Genomic DNA, 13,848 nt, shown 5'->3' with positions numbered 1-13,848 from the left:
ATCTAGTCGCGCGACGCCCTCGGCGCCTCGTCATTCGTGTCGTCGCGGACGCCTCGGCCGATCCGGTTGGCGGGCGAGAGTATCCACAAGGTCACGATGGTCGCGAGCGAAAGCATCAGGGCGACGTCGAAGCTGCCGAGGCCCGATGCAACACCAATCGCGCCCGTGATCCAGAGGCTGGCGGCGGTCGCGGTGCCCTTCACGGATTTTTCCTGCCTCAGGATAGCGCCGCCGCCGATGAAGCCCATGCCGGTGATCAGGCCTTCGATGATCCGCGCCATCGCCTCCGGGCTGTCGGCCGTCAGCGTCTCGGCGGCCTGGATGAAGCCGCAGGTCGCCACCGCCACCAGGGGAAAGGTGCGTAGGCCCGCGCTGCGCTCTTCGCGCTCGCGGTTCCAGCCGATCGGGAAGGCGAGCGCATAGGCCACGGCGAGCGCCACGAGGTGCGGCAGGATGTTGAAGTCGTCGGGTCCAAACAGCTGCTCAACCATGCGTCCGGCTTACCTCTACGGGTTGGAAAAGCCAGCATAACGAACGATCGGGCTTGCCGGCCACGCCCTCTCGATGGAATACGCGACGAGCCGACATGGTTGCGCGCAATCGAAGGGGGAGGGGTCGCCATGAAGAACTGGAACGCGCGCAAGCGCATCATCATGAGCGAGGAGCTCCTGCCCGAGCACCGGCTGACCCGGAGCCTTTCCTGGCCGCATCTGATCGCGCTGGGCGTCGGCGCGATCGTCGGCACGGGCATCCTTACCCTGATCGGCGTCGGCGCCGACAAGGCGGGGCCAGCGGTCATTCTCTCCTTCGTCATCGCCGGCGTCATCTGTGCTTGCGCCGCGCTCGCCTACGCCGAGATGGCGACGATGATCCCCGCCTCGGGCAGCGCCTACACCTATAGCTATGTCGTGATCGGCGAGCTGGTCGCCTGGATCGTCGGCTGGAGCCTCATTCTCGAATATTCGCTGGTGGTGAGCGCGGTGGCGGTCGGCTGGTCTGGCTATGCCGCGCCGTTGCTCCAGGCCTGGCTCGGTGTGCCGATGGCGCTGATGCAGGGGCCGGAGCTGGGCGGCATCATCAACCTGCCCGCCATCTTCATCATCGCCGTGGTCGCGGGACTGTTGATGGTCGGCACCAAGGAAAGCGCGACCCTCAACGCGGCGCTGGTGGTGGTGAAGATCCTCGCCCTGATCGTCTTCGTCATAGTGGCGCTACCCTATTTCAATGCCGCCAACCTGGAGCCCTTCTCGCCTTACGGCTTCGGCAAGACCATGGACGCGGGCGGGGTGGAGCGCGGCGTGATGGCGGCGGCGGCGATCATCTTCTTCGCCTTCTACGGCTTCGACGCCATCGCCACCGCGGCGGAAGAGACGAAGAATCCCAACCGCGACCTAAAATTCGGCATCGTTGGATCGATGATCGCCTGCGTCGTCATCTACATGGCGGTTGCGATCGCGGCCGTCGGCGCCGTTCACTATACGGAATTCGCCAATAGCCCCGAGCCGCTGGCGCTCATCCTTCGCGAGCTCGGCCAGCCGGGCGCGGCGACCTACCTGGCCGCCTCCGCGGTCATCGCACTGCCGACCGTCATCCTCGCCTTCTTCTACGGACAGAGCCGCATCTTCTTCGTGATGGCGCGCGACGGTCTCCTGCCGCGGGGTCTCGCGACGGTTTCAGGGCGCGGCACGCCGGTGCGGATCACCATCTTCACGGCGGTTGTCGTCGGCATCCTGGCGGGATTCATCCCGCTCGCCGATCTCGCCGCGCTCGCCAATGCCGGGACCCTCACCGCCTTCATGGCGGTGGCGCTCTGCATGCTGATCATGCGCCGCCGCGAGCCCGACGCGCCGCGCCAGTTCAGGACGCCGCTCTACTGGCTGATCGGTCCGGTTGCGATCGGCGGCTGCATTTATCTGTTCATCAGCCTGCCGCAGAAGACCCAGCTCTTTTTCCTCGCGGCCCATGTCGTGGGGCTGGTAATCTACCTGCTCTATGGGAGCCGGCGAACGTCGCCTGCCGCCTAGCCTTCGAGCCGCTCGTCGAAGGCACGGGTCGTTCGTCGAAGAGCGGTCTTCCGGCGGCCGTCGCGGGATAGGTTCCGGACTGCGCTGCAGGAGGGGACAATGAAGGGGATCGCTGAGCCGATTGCCGTCGGGACGGTCGTTGCGGGCACCTTGGACCTTTCGGCGGCAATCCTGTCAGCCTGGATCTTGAAGGGGCAGTCGGCCGGGGACGTGCTGCGCGGTATCGCCGCCGGGCCGTTCGGCGACGTGATGCGCGACGGCGGTCCCCTCGCCGCCCTGGCCGGCCTCATCATCCATTATGGCATCATGGCGGTGATAGCGGCGGTGTTCATGATCGCCGCCCGCGCCAGGCCGGCCCTCGTCCGGCATCCGGTCCCGATCGGCCTCGCCTACGGGGCCCTTACCTATATCGTGATGTACTGGATCGTGCTGCCGGCCCGCTGGCCCGCCATCTTTCCGATCACGACCCCCTCGAGCGTGCTGCTGTCGCTGGCGTTCCAGCTCTTCTTCGTCGGCCTGCCAATCGCCCTGATTGCCGCGCGCTACCAGATGCGAGGACTTGAGCGGGACTCAACGGCTTCTTAACCATTCCCGTGCACATCGGATCTTCTCCGAACAAGAGGATCCGAAGTCGATGAAGCGCCTCTCAGACCTCCTTTTCGCACTTGGGATGGCATCAGTGCTCACCGCCGCCCCGGCCTATGCTTATCTCGATTCAGGAACAATCAGCCTGGCGCTGCAGATGGCGACCGGCGTTGTCGCGGGCGTGCTGCTGTTTGGTAAGGTCCAACTGGCCCGGATCGTCAGCCTGTTCAGGCGCGGTCCTCCACCCACCTCCGCGCGGGACAGCCACGAGGATTGAACCCCATGAAGTTCGATCCTGGCTCATTCCGCGATCCTGCGGGACGAGTTCTTCATGCCGACGGCCGCGTGTTCCGCGCCGTATTCGACGCAGGCAGCGGCCATTACGAGGCAGCACGAGACGCTGGGGTGTTCGGCAAGGCAATTAATCGGGGCCATCTGATCGGTCTGTACGAGCGCCAGCCCGGAGCTCTGGAAGGACCGGCTGCTAAGCCGCGCTACCTGCTGGAACATCCGCGAATCGACTTTGTCTCCTATCCTTATGAATGGACTTTCTCCGCGCTCAAGGCAGCGGCGTTGCTCCATCTCGATTTCCATCTCGATCTGCTGGATGATGACTTCACCCTGTCGGATGCCACGGCGTACAACGTGCAGTTCGAAGGCACGAAGCCGGTCTTCATCGACCATCTTTCCATTGTCCGCTACGAGGAGGGAGCGCTCTGGGCCGGGCAGCGCCAGTTCGCCATGCAATTCCTGGCTCCTCTGCTGCTCTGGTCGAAGCGCGGCCTGGCGCCGAATGCTTGGTATCGCGGCAGCGGTGAAGGGCTGACGCCCGAGGACGTGGCACGGGTGCTTCGCGTGCGCGACAAGCTTTCGTTCACGGTGCTCGCCCATATTGTCGGCCCGACCTACATCCATCGCCGCAGTGTCGCCAAGGGGCTGGAGCGCCGGAAAGGTACCGAGGCACGACTTTCGAAGAAGGGGCTCGTCGCTATCCTACGCGGCTTGCGCGGCTTTACAGAAGGGCTGCGGCTTCCAGCCCAAAAAACTATCTGGGCTGATTATGCCGGCAGCAACAGCTATGACGAGGAGCGCCGCCGGGCCAAGCACGAGTTCGTCGCCCGCTTCGTCAACTCCTCCAGCCCCGGACTCCTTTTCGATTTAGGCTGCAACAGCGGTGACTTCAGCCGCACGGCGCTTGACCATGGTGCCCGGTCCGTGGTCGGATTCGACTTCGATTTCGGCGCTCTCGAACGGGCCTATGCGCGCTTCAACCGTGACGGCCGCCGCATGCTGCCGCTCTGGCTTGACGCGACCAACCCAAGCCCGTCGCAAGGCTGGGCCAGCGCGGAGCGCAAGAGCCTGGCGGAGCGGAAGGGGGCGGATGCGGTGCTGGCGCTCGCCGTCATCCATCACCTAGCGATCGCCAAGAACGTACCGCTCGACATGGTGGTGGACTGGCTGATGAGCCTGGCCCCGACCGGCGTCATCGAATTCCCGTCCAAGAGCGACCCGATGGTGCGCGAGCTACTGCGTGGCCGCCGCGACATCTTCCCCGATTATGGCGAGGAGGCGTTCCTCGCGCATGTGAAGGCGCGCGGCGCTATCACAGACCAGAGCCGGCTCGGGGATAACGGCCGGCTGCTCATAGTTTACGACCGCCGGCATTGACCGCCACGCCAGAAGCATCCTGGCTGTCGCGGTTGCCGCTCGCCGGTGGCGCCGTCGCCCTAGTCGTGACGCTGACCCTATGGCTCTCCAACATGAGCCGGGTGCCCTACGAAGATGCGCTGCCTACGGTAGGCGCCGTCCTAGCGCTGGTGGGACTCGCGGTGCTGGCCTTGCGTTTGGTAGCCGGCGGCTGGGCGCGGGCCGGACTGATGTCCGGGGTCGCCGCCGTCTACATCCTCTATCTTCCGGTGGCTGTCTTCGCGGTCTCGCCTTCGGCCTGGATGCGTGGGGGGCTGCTGCTGATGGGGGGCGTGGCGGCGGTGCTGGCGGCCCGGCGCATACCGCGCGAGGCCCCGGGCGTCCTGGCCGTGAACCGCAAGATCAACCTCATCCTCGTGCCCATCGTGATCGGTATCGCCGGCGTTGTGTTGCTCCGGCAGATTGATCTGGAACGGCACCGGCCCGCGCCTGATCAGGCGTTTGCCGCCTTCGACGGCGAGGCCTCAGCGACAAGCCCGGACGTCTGGCACCTGATCTTCGACCGCTACGGAAACAATGCCACGCTCGGTGGCGCCTACGGTTACGACAACAGCGCCTTCCTCTCCGCCCTGCGGAAGCGCGGCTTCGCGGTGAATGAGGAGGCTTTCTCCAACTACCAGCGCACCGGCCATTCCGTCGCCTCCACGCTGAATGCCTCCTATCTCGATCGGCTCTCAAGTTCGGCTCAGGCGGCAGACTGGGTACCGATCTACCGGTCGTTGACTTCCAGCCAGGCGCTGCGCTTCTTCGAGCGCCAGGGGTATGAGACGGTTTTCGCCGGCTCCTGGTGGAATCCGACACGCCGGAGCGGTCTTGCCGATCGCAACATTAACTACCGCGCCGTGCCCGAGCTGGGCAGGCTCGTCCTCGGCCAGTCAGCCATCGGCTTCGCGCTCGCCCAGACGGGACTTGCGTATGGCGACGGGCGGGGCGATCAGTGCCGCCGCGCTACCTATAAGTTCGAGCAGCTGCGCGAGCTGGCGGACGAGGGCTCACGCAAATATGTGTTCGCGCATTTCCTGGTGCCGCATCCGCCGTTCGTCCTCAACGCCGACGGCAGCTGCCGCTCGCTGGCGAAGGCGACTGCGTCGAGCCGGCGGGACAATTATGTGGCGCAGATAGAATATGCCAATCGCGAGGCGCTGCGCCTGATCGACGCCATCCTCGCTGGGCCGCGTCCGGCGGTGATCGTGCTCCATTCCGACGAAGGCCCGTGGCCCGAGCCGTTCGTCGGCGACGAGCGCTTCCTCGGCCGCGATCCCGTCGCCGTCGATTGGGCCGGCCTCAATGCGAGGCAGCTTGCGGAGAAGATGGGCATTCTGATGGCAATCCGCCATGTCGATGGAGCACCGGCGCCTGCTCCGGCAAGCCCTATCAACGTCTACCCCCAGATCATAAACGCCTATTTCAGCGGCAAAGGCGTCGAACCCGCGCCGCGCCACTATGTATTCGAGAGTGACGCGGCGCTGTACCGCTTCAAGGACGTGACGCGGGAGCTGAACTGACGCGTCTCAGCTCGAATAGTACATGTCGTATTCGACCGGACTCGGGGTGGTCTCCCAGCGGAGCTGCTCTTCCCATTTGAGGTCGATATAGGCATCGAGCTGGTCGTCGGAGAAGACGTCGCCCCGGGTCAGGAACTCGCGGTCGTTCTGGAGGGCGATGAGCGCTTCGCGCAGGCTACCGGCGACGGTCGGCACGTCGACCAGCTCGGCCGGCGGCAGGTCGTAGAGATTCTTGTCGATCGCCTCGCCCGGATGGATGCGGTTTTGGATGCCGTCGAGGCCCGCCATGACCAGCGCCGAATATGCGAGATAGGGGTTGGCGAGCGGGTCCGGGAACCGGCACTCGACGCGCTTCGCCTTCTCGCCGGCGCCATAGGGAATGCGGCAGGAGGCGGAGCGGTTGCGGCTCGAATAAGCGAGCAGCACCGGCGCCTCGAAGCCCGGCACCAGGCGCTTGTAGCTGTTGGTCGTCGGGTTGGTGAAGGCGTTGCAGGCCTTGGCGTGCTTGATGATGCCGCCGATGAAGTAGAGCGCGGTTTCGCTGAGGCCGGCATAGCCGTTGCCGGCGAAAAGCGGCTTGCCCTGGTTCCAGATCGAAAGATGCACGTGCATGCCCGAGCCGTTGTCGCCCTTGATCGGCTTGGGCATGAAGGTCGCGGTCTTGCCATAGGCGTGGGCGACCATGTGCACGACATATTTGTAGATCTGCATGCGGTCGGCGGTCTCGACCAGGCTGCCGTAGGTCATGCCGAGCTCATGCTGGCCGGCGGCGACCTCGTGATGATGCTTATCCATGGGGAGGCCCATTTCGAGCATCGTCGAGACCATCTCGCCGCGAATGTCCATGGCGCTGTCGACGGGCGCGACGGGGAAGTAGCCGCCCTTGGCGCGCGGCCGGTGGCCCAGATTGCCGACCTCATATTCCCGGCCCGAATTGGTTGGCAGCTCGATATCGTCGAGGCGGTAGTAGGAGGTGTTGTAGCTGTCCTCGAAGCGGACGTCGTCGAACATGAAGAATTCGGCTTCCGGCCCGACATAGATGGTGTCGCCGATGCCGATGGATTTGAGATACGCCTCGGCGCGCTTGGCGGTGGAGCGGGGATCGCGGGCGTAGAGCTCGCCGGTGCCCGGATCGACCACGTCGCAGAAGAGGATCAGCATCGGCGTCGCGCTGAACGGGTCGACATAGACGGCGTCGAGGTCCGGCTTCAGGAGCATGTCGCTTTCGTTGATCGCCTTCCAGCCGGCGATGGACGAGCCGTCGAACATGAAGCCGTCGGTGAGCTGTTCCTCGTCGATGAGGCTGGCGACCATCGACAGATGCTGCCACTTGCCCTTGGGATCGGTGAAGCGGAGGTCCACCCACTCGATCTCCTGCTCCTTGATCATGCTCAGGATCTTGCCCGCGTCGTTCGCCATCGGAAATATTCCTTACTGTCGGAAGTTGCCCTCGCCCCCTCCATTCCCGAAGGGGCCGCGAGTCGTCTAGGGGCGGGCGCGCCGGCGTGAATATTTCACATGGATGATCAGAACTGGCGCCGCTGCGCCGCGATCAGCATTCTCAGTAGCATCGCTACGGGCCGGGGCACGCCGACCTTGCCCTCCAACCAGAGGCTGACCGCGGAACGGCTGACGCCGATCCCATTGGCGAGGTCGTTCTGCGTCCGGTAGCCCAGCGTCCGCATGGCGGAGCGAAGCTCTTGCGGCGACATGGAGGCCAGGCGGGGATCGTCCATGGCTCGGGCTTTAGCTTAACTCGTCATCCCGGCGAAGGCCGGGATCTCGGCGCCGGGGTGACGTCGGTCGGGCCGTCAAATGGCGTCGGAGCCTCGTTCTCCCGTGCGGATGCGCATCGCCTCTTCTATGGTCGAAACGAAGATTTTGCCGTCGCCGATCCGCCCCGTCCGCGCGGCGTTGGCGATTGCCTCGACCACCCGCTCGGCGAGGCCGTCGTCGACGACCACCTCCAGCCGCACCTTGGGCAGGAAATCGACGACATATTCGGCGCCCCTGTAGAGCTCCGTATGTCCTTTCTGCCGCCCGAAGCCCTTAGCCTCGGTGACGGTGATTCCGGAGACGCCGACCTCGTGCAGCGCCTCCTTCACCTCGTCCAGCTTGAACGGTTTGATGACCGCCTCGATCTTCTTCACGCGACTCCCCACTGCTGTCGCGGTGCAGCATAACGGGCCGGGGGGATGGCGCAAGCGGCGGGATTCGTGCGGATTCCGCGCGCATGCGCCGCACCGTTGGGCCTCCGGCCGTTTCCCCTGAGGAACGATTCTTCAAACCTGTCGTTTGATCGATTGCGAACACGGGTTGCCCTCGCTCGCGTGCCGAGGCCGGTATGCCGCAGCAGCCCTTCTCGCGGCCTTTCAGGGAGACTGACATGAACAGGAAGATATTGGTTGTCCTGATGGCGGGCACCGTGACCCTTGGTGCGTGCTCGACCTACAATGACGATACGCTGGAGAGCGCCGGCACCGGCGCGGCGATTGGCGCAGCGGCGGGTGCCGGTGTCGGCGCCGTCGTTCCTGGCGTCAGCCCGATTGAGGGCGCGCTTGCCGGCGCGGCTGTCGGCGCGATCGCCGGCACGATCGCGGCGGACCGCGACAATGACGGCCGGGCCGACGGCTATTACACGCAGGATGGCACCTACTACCCCTACCAGGCGCCGCCTCCGCCGCCGACCCAGGCGCCGCCGCCGGCCTATCAGTCCGGGGAGCGGGGCTGACGCCCTCGACGCGGATTGATGCCTTCTAGTCGATGCGCCGGCGGACCGCGTCCGCCGGCGCGCCTACCCTTTATACACGCTTGCCTCGCGGCTCTCGCGCTCGCGGCAATGCCCGCGCCGGCGCTGGCGGCCTCCTATGCGAGCCCGCAACAGGTCCAGGCCGAGATACGCTCGTCCGGCAAGCTCAACCGAACGCTGAAATCGGTCTACAAGGCGCGAGGTTACCGCCCGCTGTGGATCGAGAACGGCCGGCCCGGACCGGCGGCCGACCGGCTGATCGAGCTGGTCTCGACGGCGGAGCTCGACGGCCTCGACCCCGGCGACTACGACCCGGACGACCTTCGCCGATGGATCGAACGGGCGCGGGGCGGATCGCCCGAGGCGCTGGCCAGGGCCGAGATCGAGCTTTCCAAGACCTTCATCGATTATGTGCGCGACGTGCGCCGGCCGACCGATGTCGACATCGCCTATCTGGACGAGGCGCTGGAGCCGGCACGTCCGAGTGCCGCTGCGGTGATCCGTGCGGCAGCGGCCGCCCCGTCGCTCATCGACTATATCGACGAAGGTCGGTGGGTGAATCCCGTCTACGCGGGGCTGCGCGAAGGCTTGCTGGAGCACCGCCGCCGCTGGGGCAACCTTCCGCAATTTGCCCTTCCCGCCGGGCCGATCCTGCGCCCGGGCTCCAAGGGCGATCGGGTGCGACTGCTACGCACGAGGCTGGGCGTGCCGGGCGGTTCCACCTTCGACAAGGACCTCGCCGAGAAGGTGCGCGCCTTCCAGGCCGATCATGGCCTCCCTGTCGACGGGCTGGTCGGGCCGACGACGCTCGCGGCGTTGAATCGGGGTCCCGGCCATCACGAGCAGCTGATCCGGCTCAACATGGAGCGCGCCCGCGCGCTGCCGGCGAATCCCGGCGGGCGGCATATCGTGGTGGACGCGGCCGCTGCGCGGCTCTGGCTCTATGAGAATGGCCGTCCCGTCGACACCATGAAGGTCGTCGTGGGCAAGCCGGACCAGCCGACGCCGATGCTGGTCGGGCTGATGCGGTATGTCGCGATCAACCCTTATTGGAATGTCCCGCCGGACCTGGTCCGCGACAATATCGCACCCAAAGTGTTGAAGGAGGGTCCCTCCTATATGAAGCGGATGCGCTACGAGGCGCTGTCCGACTGGACGGCCCATGCCCGCACGCTCGATCCGGCGGAAATCGATTGGGCCGCGGTCGCCTCGGGCGACACGAGCCTGCGCGTCCGTCAGCTACCCGGCGACGGCAATGCGATGGGGAAGATGAAGTTCATGTTCCCCAACGAATATGGCGTCTATCTTCACGACACGCCGGACCGGCATCTCTTCAAGGACGAGCACCGGCGCTTCAGCTCGGGCTGCGTCCGGGTGGAGGATGCGCAGAGACTGGCGAAATGGCTGTTCGGGCAGCCGCTGAAGATCCCGTCGGTCGGCACCGAAAAGCATGTGAACCTGGCCAATCCGGTGCCGGTCTACATCACCTATTTCACGGCCGCGCCGTCCGAGAACGGCATCGCCTTCCGGGAGGATGCCTATGACCGGGACGCGGCTCAGCTGGCCCAATGGGGCGGCCGCACCTTTGCGGCGGCCCGCTGACCGATCGACGCGCCGTCACCTATAGGGCGGCGCGTCGAGACCTTGGGGGCTCTTGGTAAAGATCTCGCAGCCGTCCTCGGTGATGCCGATCGAATGCTCGAACTGGGCGGAGAGGCTGCGGTCGCGGGTGACCGCGGTCCAGCCGTCATCGAGCACCTTGCAGGCGGGCTTGCCGATGTTGATCATCGGTTCGACGGTGAAGAACATGCCGGGGCGCAGCTCCGGTCCGGTGCCGGGTCTGCCGACATGGACGACCTCAGGCGCGTCGTGGAAATTGCGGCCGACGCCATGGCCGCAGAAGTCGCGGACGACGCCGTAGCGATGCTTCTCGGCATGGGTCTGGATGGCGTGGGAAATGTCGCCGAGGTGATTGCCGGGCTTGGCCTGCTCAAGGCCCAGCATCAGGCACTCATAGGTAACCTGAACGAGCTTCTTCGCCTTGATGGGCACATCGCCGCACAGATACATGCGGCTGGAATCGCCGTGCCAGCCATTCAAGAGCGGAGTCACGTCGATATTGAGGATGTCGCCGTCCTTCAGTGCGCGATCGCTGGGGATGCCGTGGCAGACGACATGGTTGATCGAGACGCAGCAGCTGTGGGTATAGCCGCGATAGCCGAGCGTGGCGGGCACCGCGCCGGCCTCGCGGGTCATGCGGGCTACGATCGCGTCGAGCTCGGCGGTGGTCACGCCCGGAACGACGTGCGGGACGAGCGCGTCGAGTATCTCGGCGGCGAGGCGGCCGGCGGCGCGCATGCCTGCAAAGGCTTCGGGGCCGTGCAGCTTGATGGCGCCGCTCCGCGCATTGCCGGCGTCGGCATGGTCAACGGTCACATATTCGGTCATCGTCGCGATATAGGTCGTCGGCCGCGGCTTGGCGACCCCCGGCACCTGTGGCACTGAGCGGCCATGAGGAGCGAGCGGATCTGGACGGCGGCCCTGCTGATCATCGGCGACGAGATCCTTTCGGGCCGCGTCCAGGATCGCAACGTGGCGCCGATCGCCACATGGCTCAATCTGCAGGGCATACGCCTCACGGAAGTGCGGGTGGTTCCCGACCTCGAGCCGCGGATCGTCGACGCGGTGAGGGCGCTTGGGGGAAGCAACGATTATCTCTTCACCACCGGCGGCATCGGCCCCACCCACGACGACATCACCGTCGACGCGGTAGCGGCGGCGCTGGGCGTGGCGGTGGAGGTGCATCCGGCGGCGCGGGCGATGCTGGAGGCGCATTATGCCGGCCGGGGCGGGCTCACCGAGGTCCGGCTCCGGATGGCGCGGGTGCCTGCCGGCGCGGAGCTGATCGAGAACATTCGGTCGGGCGCCCCCGGGATCAGGTGCGGCAATATATTCATGCTGGCCGGAGTGCCGCACATTGCGGCGCAGATGCTGGAGGCTTTGACGGGGACGCTGGAAGGCGGCCGGCCGCTCCTGTCGCGCACGATCGGCTGCTGGGTGCCGGAAAGCGAGGTCGCCGATCTGCTGGCGGCGACGGAAAGGGCGCATGACGGATGCCGGATCGGCAGCTATCCCTTCTTCCGCGAGGGCGGGGTCGGCGCCAATTTCGTGATCCGCAGCCCGGACGAGGCCGCGCTGGAGGCCTGCGCCGCCGATCTCGTCGCGCGACTTGAGGAGACGGGAAGGCCGGTCGTCAGGGGCGGGATCTAGGCCGAAGGCTCCGTTTCGACGCGGTTCCGGCCCTCATGCTTCGCTTTGTAGAGCAGGGCGTCGGCCCGCTGCATGATCGTTTCATAGGCCTCGCCCTTGGCGGCAGCGACCACACCGGCCGAGAAGGCGACGCGGCCGAGCGGCGCGTCGGTTTCGCGGACCGTAAACTGGCGCTCCGCCACCGCCTCCCGCGCCGCATCGACGATCGCCGCGGCGGCGGCGGCTTCCTTGGCGGGGAAGAGGATGGCGAATTCCTCGCCACCATAGCGGGCGACCGTCGCGCCCTCGCAGCTTTGCTGCAAGATGCTGGCGACGGTCTTCAACACGCGGTCGCCGACGGCGTGGCCATGGCTGTCGTTGATGCGCTTGAACCGGTCGATATCGCAAAGCGCGACCGCGAACGGCGTGCCCTCGTTCGACAAGGCGGCGAATCGATCGCCGAAGGCGCGCCGGTTGGGAAGGCCGGTGAGGGGGTCGCGACGCGCCTCCTCCTCCGCGCTTGCGAGGCGCGCCCTCAGCGCCCTTGCCTCGCCGGTGGCCGCTTCGAGCCGGCCCTCGGCCGCGCGCGTGCGCTCGATCATCGTGCCGGTGACGCGGATGAGCTCGGCGATGGATTCAGCACCGGCTGCGGCGGCGAGCTGCGCGGCGCCCGATTTGAGGTCGCGCCCATAGACCTTCACTTCGGCGCGGGTGGTGTCGACGATGCCGGCAAAGTCGTCCATCTGCCGCCGCACTTCCTTGATCGCCGCGTCGGCCGCGGGGGAGGGAGGCGCCGGCGGGGCCTCGCCGATCATCGCCAGGATGCGATCGGCTTCGTCCTGGCTCAGGCGCAGGCCGTCTTCGGTCGCTTCTTCGACGGCGGCGACGGCGGAGGCGTTGCTGCCCGTCACCAGCATGTGGACGAGCATATAGTTGGCGGGGCTGGGCTCCAGACGGTGATCGAACAGGAATTGGCCGATGCGCTCGTACAGACGCCGGCGATCCTGCTCTGCTTCGGATTTGCCTGTCACAACGCTCCCCCACTCCCATGGAGTAACCGGAAATCAACTGTGTGGAAAGCTGGAGCGGGTGAAGGGAATCGAACCCTCGTCGTAAGCTTGGGAAGCTTCTGCTCTACCATTGAGCTACACCCGCTCGCGGCCCGATATCTAGAAAGCGTGGCGGGGCTTGTCGAGAGGCTCGATCAGGATCAAAAGCGGCGTCACGCAGCACAGAGGAGACGGACCATGGCCGAGGCTCTTCGCAGGCGGGTTTGGACGGCAAGGCTCAGCTGGACGGCGCTGGCGCTGAGCGTTGGTGCGGTGGCGGCGGCGCTGATCGCTGCTCTCGGCACCCGCGAAGGCGCCTGGCACTTCAGCGACGGCTTCCTGATTCTGAGGTGGGCGTTCTACGCGGCCGTGGCCGGCGGCCTGCTGGCGATCGCCGCCTGGTTGATGGCGCGGCGGGCGGCCGGCTCGCTCGCGGCCGTCAATCTCGCCGCGCTGATCATCGCGCTGCTGTTTGCCGGCTATGTCGCCAGCCTCGCGATTGCCGCGCGGAGCGTGCCGCCGATTCACGACGTCACCACCAATTTGGAGAGCGTGCCGCGCTTCTTCCGCCTCGCCCTTCGCGAGGACAATTTCGACGTCGTCCCCGCCCAGGGCGATCCGCGGCTGATGCGAATGGCGCCGGTCGAGCGCTGGCGAATGCTTCACGCCCGGGCCTATGGCGACCTTCGCACCGCCGAAGTGCCGTGGAACGTCGAAGAGACGGTGCGGCGTGCCGAGGCGTTGGCGCGCGATCGCGGATGGGAGATCGCCAGCGCCGACCCGAGAGGAGTCGTCGAGGCGACCGACACCAGCACCTTCTTCGGCTTCAAGGACGATGTCGTGATCCGCGTGACACCCAACCCGGCCGGCGGCAGCTTCGTGGACATGCGCTCCGTCAGCCGCGTCGGCGTCAGCGACCTTGGCGTCAACGCCGATCGAATCCGGAACTTCCTGGAGGATCTGCGGCAGGGCTGAACCAA

The 13,848-nt window shown here is 66.2% G+C and carries 15 protein-coding genes and 1 tRNA gene; 9 read left to right on the top strand and 7 right to left on the bottom strand.

Going from position 1 to position 13,848, the window contains the following annotated elements:
- Positions 1–2: 2 nt before the first annotated feature.
- A complete protein-coding gene (locus DF286_RS04270) occupies positions 3–491 on the bottom strand; it encodes an MgtC/SapB family protein (RefSeq protein ID WP_109270308.1) in 489 nt (162 codons plus the stop codon).
- 129 nt (positions 492–620) lie between these two features.
- On the opposite strand from DF286_RS04270, the gene DF286_RS04265 reads away from it, so the two are divergent.
- From DF286_RS04265 to DF286_RS04245, 5 genes are all read left to right on the top strand, one after another.
- On the top strand, positions 621–2,024 hold the full coding sequence (locus DF286_RS04265; RefSeq protein ID WP_109270307.1) for an amino acid permease: 1,404 nt from the start codon (positions 621–623) through the stop codon (positions 2,022–2,024).
- A 99-nt stretch (positions 2,025–2,123) separates the two neighbouring features.
- Entirely contained in the window at positions 2,124–2,609 is a 486-nt protein-coding gene (locus DF286_RS04260) for a hypothetical protein (protein ID WP_109270306.1), read from the top strand.
- 49 nt (positions 2,610–2,658) lie between these two features.
- Positions 2,659–2,886, top strand: a complete 228-nt coding sequence (locus tag DF286_RS04255; RefSeq protein ID WP_109270305.1) for a hypothetical protein — start codon at positions 2,659–2,661, stop codon at positions 2,884–2,886.
- A 5-nt stretch (positions 2,887–2,891) separates the two neighbouring features.
- A complete protein-coding gene (locus tag DF286_RS04250; protein WP_109270304.1) occupies positions 2,892–4,277 on the top strand; it encodes a class I SAM-dependent methyltransferase in 1,386 nt (461 codons plus the stop codon).
- Positions 4,274–5,821, top strand: coding sequence for a sulfatase-like hydrolase/transferase (locus DF286_RS04245; RefSeq protein WP_146193558.1), 1,548 nt, complete (start codon positions 4,274–4,276; stop codon positions 5,819–5,821). The genes DF286_RS04250 and DF286_RS04245 overlap by 4 nt, the downstream gene beginning before the upstream one ends.
- Positions 5,822–5,827: 6 nt before the next feature.
- Here the strand turns inward: DF286_RS04245 and glnA are convergent, their stop codons facing one another.
- The 3 genes from glnA to DF286_RS04230 all read right to left on the bottom strand — a co-directional run bounded on the left by glnA (position 5,828) and on the right by DF286_RS04230 (position 7,971).
- Positions 5,828–7,240 (bottom strand): type I glutamate--ammonia ligase, encoded by a 1,413-nt coding sequence (glnA, locus tag DF286_RS04240; RefSeq protein WP_109270302.1) that lies wholly within the window; start codon positions 7,238–7,240, stop codon positions 5,828–5,830.
- Between the two features lie 107 nt (positions 7,241–7,347).
- A complete protein-coding gene (locus tag DF286_RS04235) occupies positions 7,348–7,557 on the bottom strand; it encodes a helix-turn-helix domain-containing protein (RefSeq protein WP_109270301.1) in 210 nt (69 codons plus the stop codon).
- 75 nt (positions 7,558–7,632) lie between these two features.
- Positions 7,633–7,971, bottom strand: coding sequence for a P-II family nitrogen regulator (locus tag DF286_RS04230; protein WP_109270300.1), 339 nt, complete (start codon positions 7,969–7,971; stop codon positions 7,633–7,635).
- Positions 7,972–8,207: 236 nt separating this feature from the next.
- Between DF286_RS04230 and DF286_RS04225 the strand changes: the two genes are divergently transcribed.
- A complete protein-coding gene (locus DF286_RS04225; RefSeq protein WP_243444712.1) occupies positions 8,208–8,552 on the top strand; it encodes a hypothetical protein in 345 nt (114 codons plus the stop codon).
- 108 nt (positions 8,553–8,660) lie between these two features.
- On the top strand, positions 8,661–10,172 hold the full coding sequence (locus tag DF286_RS04220) for a L,D-transpeptidase family protein (RefSeq protein WP_109270299.1): 1,512 nt from the start codon (positions 8,661–8,663) through the stop codon (positions 10,170–10,172).
- Between the two features lie 15 nt (positions 10,173–10,187).
- On the opposite strand, the gene map is transcribed toward DF286_RS04220, so the two are convergent.
- Positions 10,188–11,018, bottom strand: a complete 831-nt coding sequence (map, locus tag DF286_RS04215) for a type I methionyl aminopeptidase (RefSeq protein ID WP_109272003.1) — start codon at positions 11,016–11,018, stop codon at positions 10,188–10,190.
- A gap of 63 nt (positions 11,019–11,081) precedes the next feature.
- Here map and DF286_RS04210 point away from each other — a divergent pair, with 63 nt between their 5' ends.
- Positions 11,082–11,840 (top strand): competence/damage-inducible protein A, encoded by a 759-nt coding sequence (locus DF286_RS04210; protein WP_109270298.1) that lies wholly within the window; start codon positions 11,082–11,084, stop codon positions 11,838–11,840.
- Here the strand turns inward: DF286_RS04210 and DF286_RS04205 are convergent.
- The gene (locus DF286_RS04205) at positions 11,837–12,850 is read right to left on the bottom strand and encodes a GGDEF domain-containing protein (protein ID WP_109270297.1); all 1,014 of its coding nucleotides are present in this window, start codon (positions 12,848–12,850) and stop codon (positions 11,837–11,839) included. The genes DF286_RS04210 and DF286_RS04205 overlap by 4 nt on opposite strands.
- Positions 12,851–12,900: 50 nt before the next feature.
- Positions 12,901–12,974 (bottom strand) — tRNA-Gly (locus tag DF286_RS04200).
- Between the two features lie 92 nt (positions 12,975–13,066).
- Between DF286_RS04200 and DF286_RS04195 the strand changes: the two genes are divergently transcribed.
- Positions 13,067–13,843: a DUF1499 domain-containing protein gene (locus DF286_RS04195; protein ID WP_109270296.1), complete on the top strand. Its 777-nt coding sequence runs from the start codon at positions 13,067–13,069 to the stop codon at positions 13,841–13,843.
- Positions 13,844–13,848: the final 5 nt, after the last annotated feature.

Origin of the sequence: Sphingosinicella humi (assembly GCF_003129465.1) — a bacterium.
In the GTDB taxonomy this organism is placed as follows: domain Bacteria; phylum Pseudomonadota; class Alphaproteobacteria; order Sphingomonadales; family Sphingomonadaceae; genus Allosphingosinicella; species Allosphingosinicella humi.
This window is presented reverse-complemented; position numbering and strand designations above follow the sequence as displayed.

What these genes read in the sequence shown, in the direction of transcription:
- DF286_RS04270 (WP_109270308.1), bottom strand. Translation starts at nt 491, where the DNA reads ATGGTTGAGCAGCTGTTTGGACCCGACGACTTCAACATCCTGCCGCAC.
- DF286_RS04265 (WP_109270307.1), top strand. Translation starts at nt 621, where the DNA reads ATGAAGAACTGGAACGCGCGCAAGCGCATCATCATGAGCGAGGAGCTC.
- DF286_RS04260 (WP_109270306.1), top strand. Translation starts at nt 2,124, where the DNA reads ATGAAGGGGATCGCTGAGCCGATTGCCGTCGGGACGGTCGTTGCGGGC.
- DF286_RS04255 (WP_109270305.1), top strand. Translation starts at nt 2,659, where the DNA reads ATGAAGCGCCTCTCAGACCTCCTTTTCGCACTTGGGATGGCATCAGTG.
- DF286_RS04250 (WP_109270304.1), top strand. Translation starts at nt 2,892, where the DNA reads ATGAAGTTCGATCCTGGCTCATTCCGCGATCCTGCGGGACGAGTTCTT.
- glnA (WP_109270302.1), bottom strand. Translation starts at nt 7,240, where the DNA reads ATGGCGAACGACGCGGGCAAGATCCTGAGCATGATCAAGGAGCAGGAG.
- DF286_RS04235 (WP_109270301.1), bottom strand. Translation starts at nt 7,557, where the DNA reads ATGGACGATCCCCGCCTGGCCTCCATGTCGCCGCAAGAGCTTCGCTCC.
- DF286_RS04225 (WP_243444712.1), top strand. Translation starts at nt 8,208, where the DNA reads ATGAACAGGAAGATATTGGTTGTCCTGATGGCGGGCACCGTGACCCTT.
- DF286_RS04220 (WP_109270299.1), top strand. Translation starts at nt 8,661, where the DNA reads ATGCCCGCGCCGGCGCTGGCGGCCTCCTATGCGAGCCCGCAACAGGTC.
- map (WP_109272003.1), bottom strand. Translation starts at nt 11,018, where the DNA reads ATGACCGAATATGTGACCGTTGACCATGCCGACGCCGGCAATGCGCGG.
- DF286_RS04210 (WP_109270298.1), top strand. Translation starts at nt 11,082, where the DNA reads ATGAGGAGCGAGCGGATCTGGACGGCGGCCCTGCTGATCATCGGCGAC.
- DF286_RS04195 (WP_109270296.1), top strand. Translation starts at nt 13,067, where the DNA reads ATGGCCGAGGCTCTTCGCAGGCGGGTTTGGACGGCAAGGCTCAGCTGG.